This is a genomic window from Martinezella rhizogenes, assembly GCF_027460065.1.
Classification (GTDB): domain Bacteria; phylum Pseudomonadota; class Alphaproteobacteria; order Rhizobiales; family Rhizobiaceae; genus Agrobacterium; species Agrobacterium rhizogenes_C.
On record NZ_JAPYZZ010000014.1, the window covers coordinates 1 to 20,444 of the forward strand.

The window sequence follows — 20,444 nt, forward strand, 5'->3', positions numbered from 1 at the left end:
CCTCTGCTTTCGGCTGCAAGCCCACCCCTTCGATCAAGCTCGCTTCCAATTCCTACATCTTCGAAAAGATGGGGGAAGATATGGACATCAATTGTGGTGACGTGCTGGACGGTACGACGTTGCAGCAGAAGGGCGAGGAAATCTTCACCAGAATCCTCGCCGTCGCCTCCGGCGAGCGCACCAAATCGGAGCTTCTGGGTTATGGCGACAATGAATTCGTCCCATGGTCCATCGGCGCGACAATGTAAGCGAGCGGCCCGGAGGTTTCAGGAAACGCCTCGCAAGTGCGCGACGACTATGAAAGATGCAAGGGGCATTTGCTTGCCCCAAATTATTATATTAATGTATCAAAATTTAAAATGCTCAGGGAGGAGAACATGGCGGAAACGGCGAATGCGCTGCGGATGCGGGGGATCAGCAAGATTTTTCCCGGCGTAAAAGCGCTGTCCAACGTCAATTTCACGGTCGAATATGGCCGTATTCACGCCGTCGTCGGTGAAAACGGCGCTGGTAAATCGACGCTGATGAAAATCCTGAGCGGCAGCTATGTCCCAACAACCGGCACGACGGAAATCGCCGGCGTGGAGGTGCAGATGCGCCGGCCGGCCGACGCCCAGAAACTCGGCATCCGCATGGTGCATCAGGAGTTGAACCTCGTTCCGGACCTTACCGTTGCGGAGAACATCTATCTCGGCCGCATGCCGCGCCGCCGCTTTCTGGTCGACAGGCAGGCCATGCTGCACAAGGCGACCGCGGTTCTGAAGGAGCTGGAGGCGGCAATCGACCCGAAGGCACGGCTCGGTGATCTGACGATCAGCCAGCAGCAGCTCGTCGAGATCGCCAAATCCTATTCCGCCGATCCGCGTATCATCGTCCTTGACGAGCCGACGTCCAGCCTGAGCGAGCATGAGACCGCGGCGCTGTTTTCCATTCTGCGCAAGATGAAAAGCCAGGGCATCGCCATCATCTATATCAGCCATCGGCTGAAAGAAGTGCTTGATATCGCTGATGACGTGACCATCCTGCGCGATGGCAGCATGATCGACACCCGACCGGCCGCCGGCATCACCGCCGCCGAAATGATCCGCCTCATGGTCGGCCGCGAAGTTGCCAATGTCTTTCCCAAAACGCCATCGAAGATCGGCCCGGTGGCGTTCAAGGTCACAGGACTGCGCGACGGCGAAAAATTCCACGACGTCGGTTTCGATGTGCGGTCAGGCGAAATTCTCGGGCTGACCGGCCTGGTGGGCGCCGGCCGCACCGAAGTCGCCCAGGCGATTTTCGGCCTTGCGCCGCTGGCCACGGGCAGGATCGAGATAAACGGCAAGGCCGTTAGGATTGGTTCATCGGCAGCGGCCGTCAAGGCGGGCATCGCCTATGTTCCCGAAGACCGAAAAGGCGATGGCATCGTACCGTCCATGAGCGTGCGCGAAAACATCAGCCTGCCGGTGCTGCGGCGTCTCAGCCGTTTCGGGCGCATCGGCATGAGTAGGGATCGGGGACTGGCGGCGAAATATACGCGCGATTTTTCCATCGTCCCGCCCGATCCGGAGCGGCGCATCAACCTGCTTTCGGGCGGCAACCAGCAGAAGGCGATTATTTCGCGCTGGCTGGCGGCGGGGCCGAAGGTGCTGATCCTTGACGAACCGACACGCGGCGTCGATGTCGGCGCAAAGGCGGAAATCCACCGCATCATCGGCGAACTCGTGGCCGGCGGCATGGCGGTGGTGATGATCTCGTCGGAACTGCCTGAGGTAATGGGGGTCTGCGACCGGGTGGTGGTGATGCGCGACGGACGCGCCTCCGCCCCGATTGCACGCGGAGACTTGACGGAAGAGCGCATCATGGCGCTTGCAACAGGGGAAGAACCAGCGTGAGCGACATCACCGCGATCACCGAAAAGCAAAATGTCGCCCCGCGTTTTCATCGCGGCGGGCGGCTGGCGGGCCTGTTCACCAAAGGCGGCCTCCTGCTGGCCATTCTTCTCGTGACCCTATATGGCTCGTTTTCAAGCCCGGTCTTCTTCACGACGGGCAATTTCATCAATATCCTGACATCCATGGCCATCGTCGGCATCGTGGTCGTCGGCATGACTTTCGTCCTCGTCTCCGGCGGGCTCGCGGATCTCTCCGTGCCGGCGACCATCGCCTGTGGCGCGATCCTGTCTCTGGCGTTGCAGCCGGAGATCGGCGCCGTTCCGGCCTTCCTGGTGGCCATCGCACTTGCCGGTGCCTGCGGTCTCATCAACGGATTGCTGATCGGTTATATCGGCGTCAATCCCATCATCGCCACCCTCGGCCTCGGCACCATCATTCTCGGCATCGTGCAGGCGGCGGTCGGCGGCGTCATCGTTTATGGAACCGATCCGGCCATCGCCGCCTTCGTCAAAAGCCGCATTCTCGGCATTCCGCTTGTTGTGCTGGTGTTTCTCGCCGTCGCGATAGCAGGCCATTTCGTCCTGTCGAGCACCATCTGGGGCCGGTGGACACTCGCAACCGGCGGCAATTACCGGGCGGCGCGGGCCAGCACCGTGCCGGTCCGGGCGGTCAAGGCCGGGGCTTTCGTCATCACCGGGCTTGCGTCCGGCCTCAGTGGTGGCCTGCTCGGCCTTACCCTGCAAAGTGCGCGTCCGCTGGTCGGAACGGGTTATGAATTCAGCGCCATTACGGCCGTCGTGGTTGGTGGCATCTCGATCATGGGCGGCTTCGGCTCTGTCCCGCGCGCCATAGCCGGCCTCGTCCTCGTCCAGCTCTTGACCAATGTCATGGTGCTGCAGGGGGTTCCGACCCCGATCCAGGGTTTCGTCCTCGGGCTGCTCATCGCCTTTGCGGTGGCCCTCGACGTCGCGCTTCGCCGGAGGGCCGTGGCATGAACGAATTATTGTCTGCACTGTCCCGATATCGGGTAACGATCATATTGGGCGCAACGCTGGTCATTGCCGCGCTCACCGTGCCCGGCTTTGTCAGCCTCACCACGGCAAGCCTCGGTCTCGATCGCGGAGCGTCGATCGGCATCGTCGCCATCGGCCTGACGGTGCTGCTGATCGCCGGCCAGATCGATCTTTCCGTCGGCGCGGTCTTTGCGCTCTCCGGCATCGTGGCGATTTCGCTGCAGGCGGAACTCGGCATATGGCCAGCGGCAGCGCTCGGGGTGCTGACCGGCATCGCCGCGGGTGTCTTCAACGGCATTCTTACCGTCGGTCTGAAGATCAATGCGCTTGTAGCGACGCTCGCAAGCATGCTGATTCTCCGCTCGCTCGCCCATTGGGTCACCGGCAGCCAGCCGGTCTCGGGCACCGATATCGTCTTCGCCGTCACACTGTCGCAGGTCTATGCGGAGTTCTTCACGGCCCGCAGCGCCCTGTTTCTCACCGGCATCGTATTGCTCGATTTCTGGCTGAGGCGCACCGTTTCAGGCCGCAACCTGTTTGCGGTCGGATCGAACCCCGCTGCCGCCGAGGCAAGCGGCATATCATCCGGCAGGACGCTGTTCCTGAGCTTCGTTTTCGCCGGCGCGCTCGCCGGTTTGGCGGGCGTTTTCGAAAGCCTGACGACCAATACGGGCTCGCCGGTCTTCGGTGCGGAAATCACCGTCGTCATCATTGCCGCCGTGGTGGTGGGAGGCACCCGGCTGGAAGGCGGCCGCGGTTCGGCACTCGGCACGCTCGGTGGCGTCCTGACGATTGCGGCACTGACCACGGCGATGGAGTTCCAGTCCGTGCCGGCTTACGTCCAGCAGATCGTCAACGGCCTGATCCTTATCCTGCTGGTCGTGCTCGACCGCACCGTGCGCGCAAGGCCGCGTCCGGCGATGCCGATACTGAAATCCCTTTAACCAGACATGTCACTTAAGGAGGAGTTTGTGATCATGAATAAAAAGACCCTGTTTACCGGTGTGGCGGCGCTTATCGCCTCGGCCGGCTTCGCCGAGGCCAAGACGGTTTGCTACGTCACGGCCGCCGATTCCCACGCCTATGTCACGCCGGCCAACAAGGCCATCGATGCGCGGGCCAAGGAACTCGGCGTTGAGGTTCTCAGCCTCAGCCAGAATTTCGACGTCCAGACCGGCGTGCAGCAGATCAACACCTGCATTGCCCGCAAGGCGGCCGGCATCATCTTATGGCCGCTCGATCCGCAGGCCTATATTCCCGGGCTTGCAAAAGCCAAGGCGGCCGGCATTCCCGTCAATCTCATCAATTCGCCGATGAATGACGCGGCCAAACCCTTCATCACCTCCTTCACCGGCCCGGATGTCTATTCCGAAGGTGAAATGGCGGCCGAGGCGCTTCAAAAGGCATTGGACGGCAAGGGCGCCATCGTCATCATCGCCGGCCAGGCCGGTAACGGTACCACCATCGGCCGCGTCGACGGCTTCAACGCGAAGCTGAAGGCGCTCGGCAGCAAGATCGAGGTTCTCGATACCGTCAATGCGGATTTCGACCAGCAGAAGGCGCTCGTCGCCAGCCGCGACCTGATCACCCGTTTCGGTGACAAGATCGCCGGCGTTTATGCCAATGACGACACCATGGCGCGCGGCTTCATCGACGCGTGGAAAGAAGCAAAATCTGGCAAGGCGACACCGCCGATCGTCGGCATCAACGGCCAGAAAGACGCCTTCGAATCGATCAGGAACGGTGAGATGTACGCCACTATCGTGCAATCTCCGATCGAGGATGGCCTGCTGGCAATCAACGCCATGGCAGATGTCTTGAACGGCAAGACGATCGACGCTCGTCTGCCCATTCCGCTGACGGTTGTGACGAAGGCGAATGTGGACAAGGAAAAGCCCGCCTTCTGAACGATGCAGCATCGGACATAAGCGAGCGTCACACGCCAGCATGTAAAGAAGGCCGCGCAACTATCTCGGTTGCGCGGCTTATTCCATCGTCATCGCCAAGAAACCGCTCCGCGGACTTCAGGCTTCAGCATGTTCGCGAACATCATCCAGAAGAAAGTGCACGATCACATAGGGCGTCGTGTGTTTCTGGCCGCTATCGGAGACGCTCTCCACGCTGCCACCATCGGAGGGGTGCCATTTCTGGTAATGAGGGTTGTTGGCGATCAGTGTAATCGCTTTACCCGTAAGTGTTCCGTTCAACCGATAGCGAACCTCCGCGAGAGGCCAGATTTTCTCAAAATCCTGCTGGCTGATACGGGCTTTCAGGGCCCTTCTGGATATCGCTTTTCCGGGCGAACCATCGTCATGTGCTACCGGTGGAATATGAAGGTCAACCTCTTCCGCATCATCGAGCAGAAAGGCAAATTCGTCTGGCCACATCCGTCTCACGTGTCGCTCCTCCCAAAGCTTACCATCTTACAGCGTGATCATGATAGCGCCTCTGCCGTGAGAGGCAATGGCGGATGTGACCCCGCACTCGCCGGCATTACCCCAGTCCTCCCCCTTAAGGGGTGAACCGGCATGCATCATCCAGCACTAGGCGGAAAGCTCCTTTCGGATGATTTCCGCCCCTGCACCCAGAGCATTCAGCTTGCCTCTTGCGACCTGACGCGAGAGGGGCGCCATGCCGCAATTGGTGCAGGGATAGAGCTTGTCGGCATCTACAAACTGAAGCGCTTTTCGCAGGGTATCCGCGACTTCCTCGGGGGTCTCGATGGTACTGGTTGCAACGTCAATGGCGCCAACCATCACTTTTTTACCGCGAATGAGCTCGATGAGATCCATCGGAACACGGGAGTTGTGGCATTCCAGCGAGATCAGATCGATATTGGACTTCTGCAGTTTGGGGAAAGCTTCCTCATATTGCCGCCACTCCGACCCCAGGGTCTTTTTCCAGTCCGTATTGGCCTTGATGCCGTAACCATAACAAATATGCACGGCGGTTTCGCACTTGAGCCCTTCGATTGCCTTCTCCAGGGTGGCAACGCCCCAGTCATTCACCTCGTCAAAGAATACATTGAATGCGGGCTCGTCGAACTGGATGATGTCGATGCCGGCAGCCTCCAGTTCCCTGGCTTCCTGATTGAGAATCTTGGCAAATTCCCAGGCCAGCTTTTCGCGACTTTTATAGTGACTGTCATAGAGCGTATCGATCATGGTCATGGGACCTGGCAGAGCCCATTTGATGGGCTGCCTCGTCTGCTGACGCAAGAATTTGGCGTCCTCAACAAAAACCGGCTTTTCGCGCGACACGGCACCAACGACCGTCGGCACGCTGGCATCGTAGCGATTACGAATTCTGACGGTCTCACGTTTTTCAAAGTCAACGCCGCTGAGGTGCTCGATAAACGTCGTGACAAAATGTTGACGCGTCTGCTCGCCGTCACTGACGATATCGATGCCGGCCTGTTGTTGGTCGTTCAGGGACAATCGCAGGGCATCTCGTTTGCCCTCAATCAATTCCTCATCCTGCAATTTCCAGGGTGACCAGAGTTTTTCAGGTTGTGCAAGCCAAGAGGGTTTTGGCAAACTGCCGGCGGTTGACGTGGGCAACAGCGTTTTCATGATAGGTTACCTTATGTTTTGTTCGTCAACGGGCGCAATCGGCAGACCATTGCTCGAGAATGGTCCTGTACGGTCTGATGAAATGTTGCTCAGCAAACCTGCCTTGCTCGATAGCTAGCCGGCTACGTTCTTCCCGATCATAGACAATTCGAGTGAGTGAATAATCCTGGTGCTTCAGGTCCGGCTGATAGCGTGCGCCCGCCGCAGAATTGGCGTTATAAATCTCGGGTCGGTAGATCTTCTGAAAGGTCTCCATCGTGCTGACGGTGCCGATGAGCTCGAGATTGGTGTAATCCCCAAGCAGGTCACTGACAAAATAAAAAGCCAATGGCGCAACGCTATTCGGAGGCATGAAGTAACGGACCTGCAACCCCATTTTTTTGAAGTATTGGTCGGTCGAAGAGAACTCATTTTGCCGGTATTCGACACCCAGTACGGGATGCTGATTGTCAGTCCGATGATAGGTTTTGCTGCTTGATGCACTCAAGCATATGACTGGCGGCTTGTTGAAATTCTCTTTGTAAGCAGCCGAGTTCAGGAAACACTTGAACAGGTTTCCGTGCAGATCGCCAAATTTGTCTGGCGCGCTGAATTGGGGACGATCCCTGTTATGCTCCGGCAGCAATACGCTGAAGTCGTAATCCCGGACATAGGAGGAAAAATTATTGCCGACAATGCCATCAATGCGCTCATTGGTTTTTCGATCAATGATGTTCGTTTTCAGGATTTCAATCAGCGGGAAGGCATCATTCCTGCCTTCAGCACCAATATTCATTTCGACGGATATGATTTCGAGTTCTACAGAATAGCGATCGCCTTCAGGGTTATCCCAATGCGCCAGGGTGTTGAAACGATTGTCAATCATCCTCAGGGCGTTGCGCAGGTTCTCCTGACGGTTCTCTCCTCTAGCCAGATTGGCGAAGTTGGTCGTCATACGCGTGTTTTCTGAAGGATGATAATCCTCATCAAAAGAAATTCTCTTGATATCAAAATTAAAATCTTTGCTCATCGCAATCCGACATCCTATCTCCCGATATAAACATGAAATTTTTGAATTATATTTCAGTGTATACGGAACATTATTTTCGAATATCTCCAGTTTACAACATTGCTGCTGACCATACTTGAGACTGTGGGTGATATATGCCTGAGACGTTGATCGAGTAAAAATGGTTTTATCTCATTGAAGCATGAGCCATGTTCATGATTTGGCGTAGCGCCGGACTGAAGATCACCTGCTTCGAACCCCCGGCGCTTCCATTACATTCCAGTGACAGATGCCTTGACCACTTCAACGACATGCGACATTGGTTGGTCATCGTGGTTCTGCGGACGAAGGTCCGGAGCTAAGAGGGAATTCGGTGAGGGCCTTAATCACAGCCTGAATCCGAAGCTGCCCCCGCAACTGTAAGCGACGAGCGAAAGTCCATCATGTCACTGAGGCCTGCCTCGGGAAGACGGACCAAAGCAATGACCCGCAAGCCAGGAGACCTGCCGCGATAGATAACGTCCACGGGCGGGGTGTCCCGGAGTGCCGCTTTCGCGACAGGCATTTCCGTGCCTTTGCCTCTGCGTCATGTCCCGCCCTGTCGCAACCTGATGGCAGCGCCGATGACAGAGACCGCAACGATAGAAAAGCCTGCCCAGCGCGGCGCGATAACCCGTCTCATCGATATCGTCTTTCCCGGAGATACCAACCATCACGGCACTCTCTTCGGGGGGACCGGTCTTGCCCTTATGGATCGCGTCGCCTTCATTGCGGCGACCCGCTTCGGACGGACGCCCTTCGTGACTGCCTCCTGCGAACGTATCGATTTCAGACAACCCGCACGCATCGGGCACATCGTCGAATTCACGGCGAGACCAGTGAAGGCCGGACGCCGTTCCCTCACGGTCGAGGTCGAAATGGTGGCGGAAACCATTATCGGTCGCCAGCGGCATACCTGTACGCGGGGCATCTTCCATATGGTGGCCATGCCGGAAGGCGAGGACGCCGCGCGCCGTGCCTTGCCAGAACTCCTTCCTGAAGAGACGCCGGATCCGAGCGATGCCGTTGCCATGGTCGAGATCGTCTTTCCGGATCAGGCAAACAGCGCCGGCCGGATGTTCGGGGGCGAAGCAATCGCCTATATGACCAAAGCCGCTTTCGTTGCAGCCTCGCGCTACTGCGGCAAGCTAGTGGTGCTGGCGTCATCCGAGCGCATCGATTTTGCACGAGCAATCGAGATCGGCGAAATTGTCGAGGCGGCGGCACATGTCGAACGCGTGGGCCGCAGTTCCATGTCGATCCAGACAAAACTCTGGTCCGAAAATCTTCTGACGGGCAAGAGACACATCACGGCCACCGGACACTTCACCATGGTGGCGGTCGACAAGGACCACCGGCCAGCTCCCATTCGCGACCCGGCCGAAGTCGTTTCCCTTGATAAGGGAAGGGAATAGCCATGCTGGACAGGCAACATCTTTCGATCCTGCGTGAAATCGACCGCATGGGCAGCCTCACGGCCGCGGCCGAGCGGCTGAATGTCTCCCAGTCTGCTCTCAGCCACACAATCCGCAAGCTGGAAGATCGATACGGCGTGGCGATGTGGGAAAAGGATGGCCGCAACCTTCGTCTCACCGACGCCGGCCGCTACATCCTGACGCTGGCGCAGCGCGTTCTGCCCCAGATCGAGAGGGCTGAGAATGTTCTGTCGGATTATCGACACGGACAGCGGGGCTCGCTCAAGATCGGCATGGAATGCCATCCATGTCACCAGTGGCTGATGAGTGTCACAAAACCGTACCTCATGGAATGGCCGGATGTGGGCCTGGAACTGACGACCTCGTTTGCTTTCGGCGGCGTGGCAGCGCTGGCTGGATATGAAATCGATATCCTGATCACACCCGATCCGATCGAGATGCCCGGAATTCACTATTTGCCGGTGTTCGACTACGAGCTGGTGCTGGCGGTGCCAGTCGATCATCCGCTGGCGCTGAAACGCCATGCCGAACCTGCGGATCTGCTGGATGAGACGTTGTTCACCTATCCGGTGCCGCCGGAGCGGCTGGATGTGTTCACGCAATTTCTGGTGCCTGCCAATTGCCGCCCGCGCCATCACCGCAATATCGAAACAACGGAAATGATGCTCCAGCTCGTGGCGGCAGGCCGCGGGGTCAGCGCCATTCCCGATTGGCTGGTGCGACGGGAGGCGGCCGCACTCGGTGTCCGCGCCGTCCGCATCGGTCAGAGCGGTATCCAGAAAAGCATCCATCTCGGTTTAAGAAATGGTGACGATACTGTCGTTTTCATCGCCGGGTTTCTCGAGACGTCGCGTCAAACATTAGCCTGACGTGCCGATTTCGATCGGTTCGCAGCCCCAGCAAGAGGAAGCACCTGCATGCATGTTGAGAACTCATTGTCGGCATGGCTGACAGATGACGCCGCGAGTGAGGTAAAAGCAGAGGCGCGAACATTCTGTCTACGGATGATCAATGAATTCTACGGGATCGGTTACACGCCAGCCTGGCACTCCGATCTGGATTCACTGTTGAAAGCCCCGCCCGAAAACTGGTTTTCGAATGGGGAGCGCGGAGGTTTTCTTCTCGTCCGGGACGACGGAGGACGCATCATCGCCTCCGGAGGCCTCTACGGTCTGGAAAAAAAGCCATCCACGAGAGAGCGCTTGCGCGATCGCTACCGCGACGCGGACACGGTGTGTCAGATCGCCCGGGTTTATCTGGAACCGGGTGCTCGGCGGAAAGGACTGGGGTCGTCGGTCGTGGCAGTTCTGGAGAACAAGGCACGCGAACTGGGCTACATCACGTCCTATCTTCATGCAGATGCAGAAACACCTGACACACTTTGCTTCTGGAGGAGCCAAGGGTACAGCGAGTTCGGCCTGTTCTCCTATCCGTCAACGAGAGGAACGGATAGCAGTGTCGACTTCGAGAAGTCTCTGCATGAGGATGTTCAATAAGCACAAAGATGACTTTGTGTTTTATTCGAAGCCGCTTCACCTCGGGCGGCAAAACGCCCATCGATTCAGGAGGGACGAAATGCCACTGTGATCCGTCGAAGCACCGCATTCGCGTGGTCGCCGGTGACGGTGGAAATCATCACGACATCCAGTTTCGGAAGTTCCGGGAGCGAGCGGCTCCTGACTTGCCGCACACCGGCGGGAGCAGCACTTTGTGCCAGAAGCCCGATACCAATTCCGGCTTCGACAGCCGCTCCCACCGCCGTTGCCCCGGTCCCGACGAATACCTCGCGCCACGCAATATCCGCGCTCTCCAGCGTCCGAAGAGCCATGGCTCGCAAATTGCAAGGTTCCGGCTGAAGCACCAATGGCACGGGGACGTCTGAACGCAGATCAAAATCCGCACTGCAGTACCAGCCAAAGCTTTCCTGAAACAGCGGTTCTCCATCCCGACGGATATCATCGTGTCGCAACACGACGATCGCATCGAGTTCTCCGGCATCATAGAGTTCAAGCAGGGTTCTGGTGCCGGCGGTGCGAAGATGAAGCGTAACGCTCGTCACGCGCTCGCTGACCACCCGAAGTATCCGCGGCAGGTCTGCCCCGATCAGATGATGCGTGACACCGATCGCCAGCCGCGTCGGCTCCTGACCAAAGACATCAAGCGCGCGACGACCGGCAGAGACATAGGCGCGCGCGGGTTCCAGAAAGCGTTCGCCTGCGGCCGTCAACCGCATGCGGCGCGGCGTCCGTTCGACCAGACGATGTCCCAGCATGTCTTCGAGCCGGCGTAGACGCAGTGATATTGCCGCCTGCGAGGTATTCATCACGCCAGCAACCTGCGTGAAAGACTGTAGTTCGGCAACGAGGAGAAAAGCCTCGACGGCCTCAGGATCCAATGAGCGCATGCATTCATAACAAACTGTTATCGCTGAAACTTGCAAGCCCCTAATTCTATCGACCCTTCAGGACGGCTATTGCACGACATCTTGATAGGAGTTTTTCGTGTCGTCACAGATTTCTTCGTCCTCGTCTGCCCCTGCCCCTGCCGCCGATCCCCGTATATGGGCAGTGCTTGCCGTGGCGGTCGGAACGCAAACCGCGGGCTCGTTCGTATCGCAGGGAATTTACATTCTCGTGCCCTTCTGGCGGGAAGCATTTGGCGTTTCGCTCGCATCCGCGTCACTCGCCGTCACCGTCATGAACGGTGTCCAGATCGCGACGATGTTCACGCTCGGCCGTGCCATAGACATTCACGGCGAGCGTCGTATCGTCGGCATCGCCATGCTAGGCATGGCGATCGCCATGGCCTGCGCGGCAACATTCGCAAACAGTCTGCCCGCGCTGCTGGTTTGCATCGCATTTCTGGGCGGCACCTATGCTGCTGTCCAACCGGGCGGCACGCGGGCGATCATGCGCTGGTTCCCGCCCGCCAAGCGCGGAATAGCTACAGGGTTTCGGCAGGCCGCGGTTCCCTTCGGAACGATGATCGCAGCGGCCCTCCTGCCATTCATGGCAGTTCGTTACGGGTGGCATGCCGCGGCATGGCTGTGCGCGGGAGTTTCCATCGTCGGCGCTGTGCTTTTCTGGGGGCTGTATCGCGAGGGAGGAGATATTGCGGCCAAAACAGAGCGTCCGCTCCCCCTGGCAAAACTCGCCCGCATCGTCGGGCAGGATCGCAGTTTCTGGCCTGTATTACGGCTTGGTATTGCGATGTCGGCGTTTCAATTCACCCTGACCGCACACGTCATCGGCTTCATGGCGGACGGACTGGGACTTGGTCTCTTTGTCGCCTCCTCAATGTTTGCCGCAACACAGCTTGCGGGCATTCCCGGCCGCATTCTCCTGCCCTGGCTCAGCGATCGTTTCCGGCCCGGTCTTCGCGGCCAATCGTTTGGACTGGTATCAGTCATTGCTGCGGGTGCCGCAGCGCTCCTCGCGCTTCTTCCCGTCGGCACGCCGCCGCCTGTGATCCTCCTGGTGCTTGTCCTATTGGGGGTATTCGGGATCGGCTGGTTTCCGCTTTACCTTCTGCAGATCGCTGAGAGCGCACCAAAAGGCTCGATAGCCTCGACAATCGCCTTCGCATCCACGATCTGTCTGGCTGTCATGGCAATTGGCCCCTACCTGTTCGGGCTCCTGGTCGACAGTTTTGGCTATGGGGTGGCATGGTCAGCGCTAATCGTGCCGGTAGTCGTGACCGCATTGCCTCTGGCCATCTCGTCACCACGCCTGCCGAAAGCTCAAACCGGTTCGCCGTGAGATAGGATTTTGAGGTTTATAGCCACGCACGGAAGAAAGCGGCCGTATGCCGCGCCTGGCGCTGCTGCAATGCCGGTGACCGCCGCCTTCGGAGGTTCCCCAGCCAGCCCCCTCTAAAAATACTGTTAAATCCTCGATTTCCCCTCTTGCCGGATATCATTCTGCATTACTCGCCCACGCCCGATACCGCAGCGACAAGAGCCCTGATGGCCGATGCGTGAGAGGGTGTCCGTGCACGGGACAGAAGAACGATGTCCGAGGGTGGCAACGGTGGCAGGCCGAGTTCGACGCCGCGGTCAGGCAGGCCTCGGGCACTGATGTCGCCGAGGGCGGCGACGCCTGCACCGGCAAGCACGCCTTCAAGCAGCGCCGAGCAGCTTCCGGCGGTGAATGCGTCACGCCAGGCCACACCGGCCTTTCCAAGCTCGGATATTGCAATATCCCGGACGCCACATCCCGGCCCAAGAGACACAAGCGGAACGGCGCCGTTGGCGCGCGGTCGCCAGTCCGGGGCCACACGCCATCCCAGCCTGTCGGTGCGCAGCACTTCGCCGTCGGACCCGCCGCCATTGCGACGGATGATGGCGGCATCCGCCAGTCCGGATGCGAAGCTTTCCTTCACCTGGCGGGAAAAACCCATGGTCACGTCGATGACAGCATTGGCCGGCAGCGATGCGCGCATGGCTCTTATCGCTGCCGAAAGGCGGCCCCCGATCGCGTGATCACTGGCCGCCAGCGCAAAATGCAGCGGCGGCTCGTCACTGAAGTTCAGCGCGTCCTCATGTTTGGCCAGCAGCTCGCGCGCCTTGGGCAGGAACACCTGCCCGTCCTCCGTCAGCCGAAGGTGGCGCGGCGAGCGGTCTATCAAGCGTCTGCCGAGGCGCTGCTCCAGCATCTTCAGCTTCTGGCTGACGACGGGCTGCACGGTTCCCGCAGCCTCGGCCGCCCTCGTCAGGCTACCCAGTTCGACGGAGAGAATGAAGAGGCGGACACTTTCAAGGTCAATCATATAAAATCACTATGAATGAGATAATAATCATTATCTTCTCATTATGATGAAATCTGCGCAAGGTGGTTTTCGGCAACAAGGAGACAACACCATGCCCATGATCAAAGCCCGCTACACCAGACCGCAGAACGCAGCCGATCCGAAACTGGACATCGCAGCGCTGTTGTCCCGGTTGACTGCTGAAATTCTGCACAAGGACCCGGCGGTTACCGCCGTTCTCGTCGAAAGTGCCGATCCCGCTAACTGGATCATTGCCGGATCGAGCGTCGCCGAACAGAAGGTCGCAACATTTTATGTCGAGGTCTCGATTACCGATCATACCAACATAAAGGACGAGACGACCGAATGGGTGCGCCGCGTTTATGAAGAGATGAACAGGCTGCTTGGCCCGGTGCACGAAGCAAGCTATGTGCTGGTCCACGCCGTGGATGGCGACGCCTATGGTTATGGCGGGCAAACGCAGAACCAGCGATGGGCGCGCAAGCACGCATGATGGGGCGAGGCGATGAGGCAGACCCGCGGAGCAGTGGAACGAGATGGTAATCTATGAACTGGCCGCCGTGGGCGCAGCAACCTGCTGGGCGATGACGGGACTTATTTCCGCCCGCCCGGCGGGACATCTCGGCGCGCTCGCCTTCAACAGGACAAGGCAGCTTTCTGTCGCCTCGGTACTGGGTCTTTACGTCCTCGCATCGGGAACCTGGCGGGATTTGCAGCCGGATGCGCTGTGGGCGCTGCTGCTGTCCGGCTTCATCGGCATCTTCGTTGGCGATACGCTGCTTTTCACCTGCCTGAACCGGCTGGGGCCGCGCCGCTCGGGAATCCTGTTTGCGCTCAATGCCCCCATCGCCGCCGTGCTTGGCTGGGCTATTCTCGGCGAACAACTTTCCGCAACGGCCGTGACCGGCATCGGACTCACCCTTGCGGGCGTTCTGCTCGCCATCCTCTTTGGCAAGCGCAAGTCGCAGCTGCACGCGTGGGAAAGCGTGAAGGGGCCGCTCTGGCTAGGCGTGCTCTTCGGCCTTCTCGCAGCGCTCAGCCAGGCGGTCGGTTCCCTGATTGCAAGACCGGTCATGGCCTCGGGGGTCGATCCCATTGCCGCATCCATGCTGCGCGTCGGCGTCGCCGCCATCTGCCTTACCGCCTTGACGATGCTCCCCATCAAGGCCGTCAAACCCAACGGGTCGTTGACGGTCAGCATTTTTCTGCGGACGGTGCTGACCGGCAGCATCGGGCTTGGTTTCGGCATGACACTGCTGCTTTTTGCGCTGTCCGGCGGCAAGGTCGGCATTGTCTCGACGCTCTCGGCCACGACACCCGTCATCATCCTGCCATTGCTCTGGCTGCGAACGGGCGAACGGCCGGCATCCGGCGCATGGGTGGGAGCCGCGCTCGTCGTTATCGGCATGGCACTGGTGTTCTGGCGCTGAAACGCGCCGCATCACCTCATTGCAGCGGCCACAAGGCTAGACGCGATAAACCACCGCCCCGCCCGTCATGCCTGCACCGGCCGCCGTCAGAAGCAGGGTTTCGCCGCTCGCAAAGGGCCGCTCGGCATTGGTGATGGACAGCGACAGCGGAATGGTTGCGGCGGAAGAATTGCCGAAGCTTTCTATGGTGCGGACCGTCTTTTCCCGCTCGATACCGAGATTGCCACAGACGGCATCGAACATCCGGGCATTGGCCTGATGCGGCACGAAACGGCCGATATCGGCCGCAGTCAGCTCCGCCTCATGCAGCACGCGCTGAGAAGTCTCTGTCATCAGCGCTACGGCGCGGGAGAAAACCTCCCGGCCGTCGCGCATCGTCATCAGGGCATCTTCGGCAGGCATACCGGCGGAAAAGGGATGGCTGCTGCCGCCTGCCGCGATCTGGATGAGATCGTAACCGCTGCCATCGGCAACGAGATCGGCCGACAACAGCCCTCGTTTCACCTCCGGGCAAGGGGTCAGCACCACGGCGCCGGCGGCATCGGCAAACAGGACGGCACTCGCCCTTTCCGCCGGGTTGATGCGGCGGCTCAAAATATTGGCTGCGACGACAAGGACGGCGCGGCCGTGGGTGCGGACAAAACTATCCGCGAGGGTGAGCGCATAAAGAAACCCGGAACAGGCCCCGGCAAGATCGATCGCACCTGAACGTGTCAAACCCAGCCTATGCGCCAGCAGTGGCGCGGAAGGCGGCAGAAGATGATCAGGCGTAGAGGTGGCAAGCAGCGTCAGCGCGATGTCATCGCCATTGATCTTCGCATCCTCCAGCGCCATCCGGCCAGCCCTTTCGGCAAGGCCGCTCAACGTGTCGTCCGCCTCCGCCCAATAACGGGAGCGAATGCCGGTCCGCCGTTCGATCCAGCCGGCTTCCAGCCCCAGACTGGCCTCTATGTCGACATTGCCGACACAACGGGCCGGAACGGCATGGCCAAAACCGGCCATGCGGGAAGAGCGTGTCTGCATTGTCAGGACTTTCGCAAAGGTCTGAACATCGCCATTTTCATTTGCCGACGCCGTAAGATTTTGCCGATGCCACGTCGGTAACGATCCCGGCAACCTCATCGATAACGTCGAAAGCGCGCGTCAGATCGTCAGCCGTCGAGCAATAGGGCGGCATCAGGTAAAGCACGTTGCCAAGCGGGCGGATGAGAAAGCCGCGCTCGCGGAACAGCTGCCGCATGCGTGGGCCTGCCTCGGAAAGATAACCACCGGCCGGCACCACGAGATCGAGCGCAGCGATGGTGCCCGCCTGCCGGATGTTGGCGAAACGGCCATCATCGGCAAAGCGCCTGATATGATCGCCGAGCGTCTGTTGTATTTGCCCGATGCGCTGGAGGACTGGTTCATCCCGCCAGACCTGAAGATTGGCGACGGCGGCGGCGCAGGCGATCGGATTGGCTGTGTAAGAACTTGAGTGAAAAAAGGTCTTGCGGCGGTCGGTCGAAAAATGCGCATCGAAAATCTGCGCACTGCACAACGTTGCCGCCAGCGGCAGCGAACCGCCGGTCAGCCCCTTGGAGGTGCAGAGAATATCCGGTGAAATTGCCGTCTGCTCGCAAGCAAAGACCGTCCCGATCCTGCCCCAGCCGGTCATCACCTCATCGGCGATGACGAGACAGCCATGGCGTTCTGCAATCTGTTTCAGCCCGGCCAGAACATTAGCGGCGTAGACTTTCATACCGCCGGCCCCAAGCACCAGTGGCTCGATCAGCAGGGCGGCGACACGGCCCGAACGGCAGAAGGCCTCGAACATGTCCAATGTGCGCTGTGCGCTGCCCGCTTCCGGAAAGGCCAACCGGTCGACACCGAACAGCAGCGGTTCATAGGCGGCGTTGAACACGCCGCGCTCGCCTGTCGACATGGTGCCGATCGTATCGCCGTGATAGCCATGTTCCATCACCACGATGCGATCGCGCTTTTCACCGCAATTGTGGAAATAACCGAGCGCCATTTTGAGCGCCACCTCTACCGCCGTCGAGCCGCTATCGGAATAAAACACATGGCTTAATCCACTAGGAGCAAGCTCGATCAGCCCACGGGCGAGCGTCTCTGCCGGTTCATGGGAAAATTCGGCGAAAATGACCTGATCCAGGGTCTCGGTCGCGGCGTGGATGGCCGCCATGATTGCCGGATGCCGGTGCCCATGGGTAATGACCCACCAGGATGAAATGGCGTCGAACAGCCGATTGCCATCCTCATCCATCAGAAACGCCCCTTCCGCTGAAACCACACGTTTCATCGGCGGTTCCAGCCCATGCTGGGTAAAAGGATGCCAGACGGGGGAACGGCTCATGCCGGCACCTCCAGAAAATCAGCGAGATTGAAGTGTTGGGCGAAGGCCTGATGCAGCGCGCCTCCGGTCAGATCAGGCAGGCGCGGCAAACGGCCGAGCCGGCGAACAGCGCCGATATCGGTTATGACGCGCTCGTTTTCCCCGTCTTCATCGCCGATGAAAACCACGCCATGCACCGGAATGGCCCGATTTCGCAGCGCCTCGAGCGACAGCAGCGTGTGGTTGATGGTGCCAAGCGCGGTTCTGGCGCACAGGATGAGCGGAATTTGCCAGCGGGCGAAGATATCGGCGAAGAGCACCCTGTCCGTCAGCGGCACCAGAAGCCCACCCGCCCCTTCGATGACAAGCGGTCCGTCCAGTTGCGGCGGCTGTAAAAGCGCGGGATCAATCGTGACATTGTCGAGACGCGCCGAAAGATGCGGCGAGGCAGGCGTCTTTAGCCGATAGGCTTCCGGCAGGATGCGCGAGTGCGGCACGCCGGCGAGCCTTGCCACCGTCTCGCTGTCGGTTTCTTCCTCAAGTCCTGACTGCACCGGCTTCCAGTAATGGGCCTGAAGGGCGTGGGTGAGCGCCGCCGCAAAAACCGTCTTGCCGATGCCGGTATCCGCGCCGGAAATCACGAAACGCAGGCTCATGCCGCTTCCTCCCGCATCGAAACGGCGAGCAGCCCGACCATGGCGGCAATCTGGCTTTCATCCACATTGAGCGTGATGGCGATGCGCAGCCGCGCCGTACCTTCCGGCACCGTTGGCGGGCGGATCGCCCGAACATCGAAACCGCCTTGCCGCAGACGTGCAGCAATCTTCAGTGAGCGGGCATTGTCGCCAATCATCACCGGCAGGATCTGCGAACCGCTGGGTGTCACACCCAGCCGGCGGTGCAATTCTTCGCCGGCAAAGCTTACCAACTCGGCCAGTCGCGACCGCCGTGAGGGTTCGTCCGCGACGATGCGCAAGGCCTCCCGCACCGCCGCCGCCATCAGCGGCGAAGGTGCGGTGGAATAGATGAAACCGCGGGCGCGGTTGACGAGATAATTGGCAAGAACCGCAGGCAGGCTCAAAAGTGCGCCGGAGGCACCAAGCGCCTTGCCGCAGGTGTGAAGCGCCACCACATTGCCCTGGCCTTCCAGTTGCGCGGCAAGACCACGCCCACCGGGGCCGAAGACGCCGGTGGCATGGGCTTCATCGACGACGAGAAGACCGCCATGCCGTTCGGCAAGATCGGCCAGGGCAGAAAGCGGCGCACAATCGCCATCCATGGAATAAAGGCTCTCAACCGCAATCCAGGGCCGACCGCTACCGCCCGCCTGCCGCCAGCGGATTATTTCCCGCTCGAAAACCTCGACCTCATTATGCGGCACGGCCAACGCCTTCGCCTTGCCCGCCGCAATGCCGCCATGCACGCTGGCATGGATCAGGGCATCATGGAGCACAAGATCGTCCCGCAACGGCAGGGTGGAAAAAAGCGCGACATTGGCGGCAAAACCGCTGTCGAAATATATCGCTTTTTCGGCCCCGAAAAACGCCGCCGCTTCCGCTTCCAGCGCTTCGTGCTCGGGGTGGTTGCCGCGCAACAGCCGTGAGCCGCCGGAACCCACCGGCACGCCTTTGCCAAGTGCGTCAGCGATCGCCGCCTTCAGGCGCGGCGCCTCGGCAAGCCCGAGATAATCATTGGAGGTGAAGTCGATCCCCTCCCGGGGCGCAAGCGCACGCAGGCGCGATTTGCGGCTAAGGCCGGCAAGCTTCGCCTCATAGGGAGAGAGCGCCGCAACAGTCACCGGCACCCTCCCACCTCAACAGGCTGCAACTCCATCGGTTTCAGCCCGAGCCGCCGGAAGAGCGCCGTATCATGGTCTTCACCCGGATTATCCGCAGTCAGCAACGTTTCGCCAATGAAGATGGAATTGGCACCGGCCAGGAAACAGAGCGCCTGCGTCTCGTCGCTCATCTCCGTGCGTCCGGCCGAAAGCCGCACATGCGAACGCGGCATCAGAATGCGGGCGAGCGCGATGGTGCGGACAAAATCGATCGGATCGACGGGGTCGGCATTGGCAAGTTTCGAGCCCGGGATCGGGATCAGCATGTTGATCGGCACGCTTTCCGGCGGAACCGGCAGGTTGGCGAGCGTCACCAGCATCGAAATCCGGTCTTCGACCGTTTCCCCCATGCCAAGAATGCCGCCGGCACAGACCTTGATGCCGGCATCGCGGACATTGGCGAGCGTCTCAAGTCGGTCCTCGAAGGTGCGGGTGGTGATGATCTCGGAATAGAACCGCTCTGATGTGTCGACGTTGTGATTGTAATAATCCAGCCCGGCATCGGCCAGCCGTTCCGATTGTTCGGGCGTCAGCATGCCGAGCGTCATGCAGGTTTCCATGCCGAGCGCCTTTACGCCCTCGACCATGGCGACCACGGCCTCCATGTCGCGCTCCTTTGGATTACGCCAGGCCGCACCCATGCAATAACGCGTCGCCCCGCCCTCCTTCGCCTTGCGCGCCTCGGCCAGCACCCGCTCCACTTCCATGAGCTTGGAGGCCTTCAGACCGGTGGGATTGCGGGCGGACTGGCTGCAATAGCTGCAATCTTCAGGGCAGCCGCCTGTCTTGATCGATAAAAGCCGGCTCATCTGGATGGCATTGGGATCGAAATGACAGCGATGCACCTGTTGGGCACGGAACAGGAGATCGTTAAATGGTAAATTATAGATAATTTTCGCCTCCTCAAGGGAAGAGTTCGTTTCAATTGCCGGAATCAGGGCCGGTTTTCCGTCAATCTGCGTCGCAAGCTGGTCCATATCTCGACCTCTTTCCCAAAATAAATAGATAGAAGTTATTTTTATCTATTTTTTTCGGATGGCATTTTGCAAGCACTTTTTTCGAGAGAGTCTTCCGTCACCAAAGACAGACAGGATCAAGCGCGGTCGGACACACCACGTTTTTCCGTAGAAATTCATTGAGTACGCACATGCTC

General features: G+C 59.5%; 20 protein-coding genes, 1 pseudogene and 1 riboswitch. Of the genes and pseudogenes, 11 read left to right on the forward strand and 10 right to left on the reverse strand.

Features of this window, described 5'->3' with window-relative positions; genetic code table 11:
* From O8B93_RS19550 to O8B93_RS19570, 5 genes and pseudogenes are all read left to right on the forward strand, one after another.
* Nucleotides 1–248: pseudogene (locus O8B93_RS19550) on the forward strand (UxaA family hydrolase); the annotation flags it as partial.
* A 129-nt stretch (nt 249–377) separates the two neighbouring features.
* Entirely contained in the window at nt 378–1,877 is a 1,500-nt protein-coding gene (locus O8B93_RS19555) for a sugar ABC transporter ATP-binding protein (RefSeq protein ID WP_269711564.1), read from the forward strand.
* The gene (locus O8B93_RS19560) at nt 1,874–2,872 is read left to right on the forward strand and encodes an ABC transporter permease (protein WP_269711565.1); all 999 of its coding nucleotides are present in this window, start codon (nt 1,874–1,876) and stop codon (nt 2,870–2,872) included. The genes O8B93_RS19555 and O8B93_RS19560 overlap by 4 nt, the downstream gene beginning before the upstream one ends.
* Complete coding sequence (locus tag O8B93_RS19565) at nt 2,869–3,834, forward strand: ABC transporter permease (protein WP_269711566.1); 966 nt, start codon at nt 2,869–2,871, stop codon at nt 3,832–3,834. Before O8B93_RS19560 ends, O8B93_RS19565 begins: the two co-directional genes overlap by 4 nt.
* A 33-nt stretch (nt 3,835–3,867) precedes the next feature.
* Nucleotides 3,868–4,797 (forward strand): sugar ABC transporter substrate-binding protein, encoded by a 930-nt coding sequence (locus O8B93_RS19570; RefSeq protein WP_269711567.1) that lies wholly within the window; start codon nt 3,868–3,870, stop codon nt 4,795–4,797.
* 117 nt (nt 4,798–4,914) lie between these two features.
* Here O8B93_RS19570 and O8B93_RS19575 read toward each other — a convergent pair whose 3' ends face one another.
* The 3 genes from O8B93_RS19575 to O8B93_RS19585 form a co-directional block, all read right to left on the reverse strand.
* On the reverse strand, nt 4,915–5,277 hold the full coding sequence (locus O8B93_RS19575; RefSeq protein WP_269711688.1) for a hypothetical protein: 363 nt from the start codon (nt 5,275–5,277) through the stop codon (nt 4,915–4,917).
* A 156-nt stretch (nt 5,278–5,433) separates the two neighbouring features.
* Nucleotides 5,434–6,462: a methionine synthase gene (locus O8B93_RS19580; protein WP_269711568.1), complete on the reverse strand. Its 1,029-nt coding sequence runs from the start codon at nt 6,460–6,462 to the stop codon at nt 5,434–5,436.
* Between the two features lie 25 nt (nt 6,463–6,487).
* Complete coding sequence (locus O8B93_RS19585) at nt 6,488–7,471, reverse strand: DUF1852 domain-containing protein (RefSeq protein WP_269711569.1); 984 nt, start codon at nt 7,469–7,471, stop codon at nt 6,488–6,490.
* Between the two features lie 295 nt (nt 7,472–7,766).
* A riboswitch (cobalamin riboswitch) is annotated at nt 7,767–7,975 on the forward strand.
* A 98-nt stretch (nt 7,976–8,073) separates the two neighbouring features.
* On the opposite strand from O8B93_RS19585, the gene O8B93_RS19590 reads away from it, so the two are divergent.
* The 3 genes from O8B93_RS19590 to O8B93_RS19600 are packed head-to-tail and all read left to right on the forward strand — an operon-like array spanning nt 8,074 to nt 10,421.
* On the forward strand, nt 8,074–8,904 hold the full coding sequence (locus tag O8B93_RS19590; protein ID WP_269711570.1) for an acyl-CoA thioesterase: 831 nt from the start codon (nt 8,074–8,076) through the stop codon (nt 8,902–8,904).
* A 2-nt stretch (nt 8,905–8,906) separates the two neighbouring features.
* Complete coding sequence (locus tag O8B93_RS19595; RefSeq protein ID WP_269711571.1) at nt 8,907–9,794, forward strand: LysR family transcriptional regulator; 888 nt, start codon at nt 8,907–8,909, stop codon at nt 9,792–9,794.
* 48 nt (nt 9,795–9,842) lie between these two features.
* Nucleotides 9,843–10,421, forward strand: coding sequence for a GNAT family N-acetyltransferase (locus tag O8B93_RS19600; protein WP_269711572.1), 579 nt, complete (start codon nt 9,843–9,845; stop codon nt 10,419–10,421).
* 65 nt (nt 10,422–10,486) lie between these two features.
* On the opposite strand, the gene O8B93_RS19605 is transcribed toward O8B93_RS19600, so the two are convergent.
* Nucleotides 10,487–11,329: a LysR family transcriptional regulator gene (locus O8B93_RS19605; protein WP_269711573.1), complete on the reverse strand. Its 843-nt coding sequence runs from the start codon at nt 11,327–11,329 to the stop codon at nt 10,487–10,489.
* 97 nt (nt 11,330–11,426) lie between these two features.
* Here O8B93_RS19605 and O8B93_RS19610 point away from each other — a divergent pair, with 97 nt between their 5' ends.
* Nucleotides 11,427–12,683, forward strand: a complete 1,257-nt coding sequence (locus tag O8B93_RS19610) for an MFS transporter (RefSeq protein ID WP_269711574.1) — start codon at nt 11,427–11,429, stop codon at nt 12,681–12,683.
* A gap of 166 nt (nt 12,684–12,849) precedes the next feature.
* On the opposite strand, the gene O8B93_RS19615 is transcribed toward O8B93_RS19610, so the two are convergent.
* A complete protein-coding gene (locus O8B93_RS19615; protein WP_269711575.1) occupies nt 12,850–13,692 on the reverse strand; it encodes a LysR family transcriptional regulator in 843 nt (280 codons plus the stop codon).
* 91 nt (nt 13,693–13,783) lie between these two features.
* On the opposite strand from O8B93_RS19615, the gene O8B93_RS19620 reads away from it, so the two are divergent.
* The gene (locus tag O8B93_RS19620; RefSeq protein ID WP_269711576.1) at nt 13,784–14,185 is read left to right on the forward strand and encodes a tautomerase family protein; all 402 of its coding nucleotides are present in this window, start codon (nt 13,784–13,786) and stop codon (nt 14,183–14,185) included.
* Nucleotides 14,186–14,228: 43 nt separating this feature from the next.
* Nucleotides 14,229–15,122, forward strand: a complete 894-nt coding sequence (locus O8B93_RS19625; RefSeq protein WP_269711577.1) for a DMT family transporter — start codon at nt 14,229–14,231, stop codon at nt 15,120–15,122.
* 36 nt (nt 15,123–15,158) lie between these two features.
* On the opposite strand, the gene O8B93_RS19630 is transcribed toward O8B93_RS19625, so the two are convergent.
* The 5 genes from O8B93_RS19630 to bioB are packed head-to-tail and all read right to left on the reverse strand — an operon-like array spanning nt 15,159 to nt 20,268.
* A complete protein-coding gene (locus O8B93_RS19630; RefSeq protein ID WP_269711578.1) occupies nt 15,159–16,145 on the reverse strand; it encodes a beta-ketoacyl-ACP synthase III in 987 nt (328 codons plus the stop codon).
* A 37-nt stretch (nt 16,146–16,182) separates the two neighbouring features.
* Entirely contained in the window at nt 16,183–17,475 is a 1,293-nt protein-coding gene (locus O8B93_RS19635; RefSeq protein ID WP_269711579.1) for an adenosylmethionine--8-amino-7-oxononanoate transaminase, read from the reverse strand.
* Entirely contained in the window at nt 17,472–18,110 is a 639-nt protein-coding gene (gene bioD, locus O8B93_RS19640; protein WP_269711580.1) for a dethiobiotin synthase, read from the reverse strand. The genes O8B93_RS19635 and bioD overlap by 4 nt, the downstream gene beginning before the upstream one ends.
* On the reverse strand, nt 18,107–19,252 hold the full coding sequence (locus O8B93_RS19645; RefSeq protein WP_269711581.1) for an 8-amino-7-oxononanoate synthase: 1,146 nt from the start codon (nt 19,250–19,252) through the stop codon (nt 18,107–18,109). The genes bioD and O8B93_RS19645 overlap by 4 nt, the downstream gene beginning before the upstream one ends.
* On the reverse strand, nt 19,249–20,268 hold the full coding sequence (gene bioB, locus O8B93_RS19650; RefSeq protein ID WP_269711582.1) for a biotin synthase BioB: 1,020 nt from the start codon (nt 20,266–20,268) through the stop codon (nt 19,249–19,251). The genes O8B93_RS19645 and bioB overlap by 4 nt, the downstream gene beginning before the upstream one ends.
* Between the last annotated feature and the right edge of the window lie 176 nt (nt 20,269–20,444).

What these genes read in the sequence shown, in the direction of transcription:
- O8B93_RS19555 (WP_269711564.1), top strand. Translation starts at nt 378, where the DNA reads ATGGCGGAAACGGCGAATGCGCTGCGGATGCGGGGGATCAGCAAGATT.
- O8B93_RS19595 (WP_269711571.1), top strand. Translation starts at nt 8,907, where the DNA reads ATGCTGGACAGGCAACATCTTTCGATCCTGCGTGAAATCGACCGCATG.
- O8B93_RS19580 (WP_269711568.1), bottom strand. Translation starts at nt 6,462, where the DNA reads ATGAAAACGCTGTTGCCCACGTCAACCGCCGGCAGTTTGCCAAAACCC.
- O8B93_RS19625 (WP_269711577.1), top strand. Translation starts at nt 14,229, where the DNA reads ATGGTAATCTATGAACTGGCCGCCGTGGGCGCAGCAACCTGCTGGGCG.
- O8B93_RS19600 (WP_269711572.1), top strand. Translation starts at nt 9,843, where the DNA reads ATGCATGTTGAGAACTCATTGTCGGCATGGCTGACAGATGACGCCGCG.
- O8B93_RS19615 (WP_269711575.1), bottom strand. Translation starts at nt 13,692, where the DNA reads ATGATTGACCTTGAAAGTGTCCGCCTCTTCATTCTCTCCGTCGAACTG.
- bioD (WP_269711580.1), bottom strand. Translation starts at nt 18,110, where the DNA reads ATGAGCCTGCGTTTCGTGATTTCCGGCGCGGATACCGGCATCGGCAAG.
- O8B93_RS19620 (WP_269711576.1), top strand. Translation starts at nt 13,784, where the DNA reads ATGCCCATGATCAAAGCCCGCTACACCAGACCGCAGAACGCAGCCGAT.
- O8B93_RS19585 (WP_269711569.1), bottom strand. Translation starts at nt 7,471, where the DNA reads ATGAGCAAAGATTTTAATTTTGATATCAAGAGAATTTCTTTTGATGAG.
- O8B93_RS19565 (WP_269711566.1), top strand. Translation starts at nt 2,869, where the DNA reads ATGAACGAATTATTGTCTGCACTGTCCCGATATCGGGTAACGATCATA.
- O8B93_RS19570 (WP_269711567.1), top strand. Translation starts at nt 3,868, where the DNA reads ATGAATAAAAAGACCCTGTTTACCGGTGTGGCGGCGCTTATCGCCTCG.
- O8B93_RS19605 (WP_269711573.1), bottom strand. Translation starts at nt 11,329, where the DNA reads ATGCGCTCATTGGATCCTGAGGCCGTCGAGGCTTTTCTCCTCGTTGCC.
- O8B93_RS19575 (WP_269711688.1), bottom strand. Translation starts at nt 5,277, where the DNA reads ATGTGGCCAGACGAATTTGCCTTTCTGCTCGATGATGCGGAAGAGGTT.
- O8B93_RS19635 (WP_269711579.1), bottom strand. Translation starts at nt 17,475, where the DNA reads ATGAGCCGTTCCCCCGTCTGGCATCCTTTTACCCAGCATGGGCTGGAA.
- O8B93_RS19590 (WP_269711570.1), top strand. Translation starts at nt 8,074, where the DNA reads ATGACAGAGACCGCAACGATAGAAAAGCCTGCCCAGCGCGGCGCGATA.
- O8B93_RS19630 (WP_269711578.1), bottom strand. Translation starts at nt 16,145, where the DNA reads ATGCAGACACGCTCTTCCCGCATGGCCGGTTTTGGCCATGCCGTTCCG.
- bioB (WP_269711582.1), bottom strand. Translation starts at nt 20,268, where the DNA reads ATGGACCAGCTTGCGACGCAGATTGACGGAAAACCGGCCCTGATTCCG.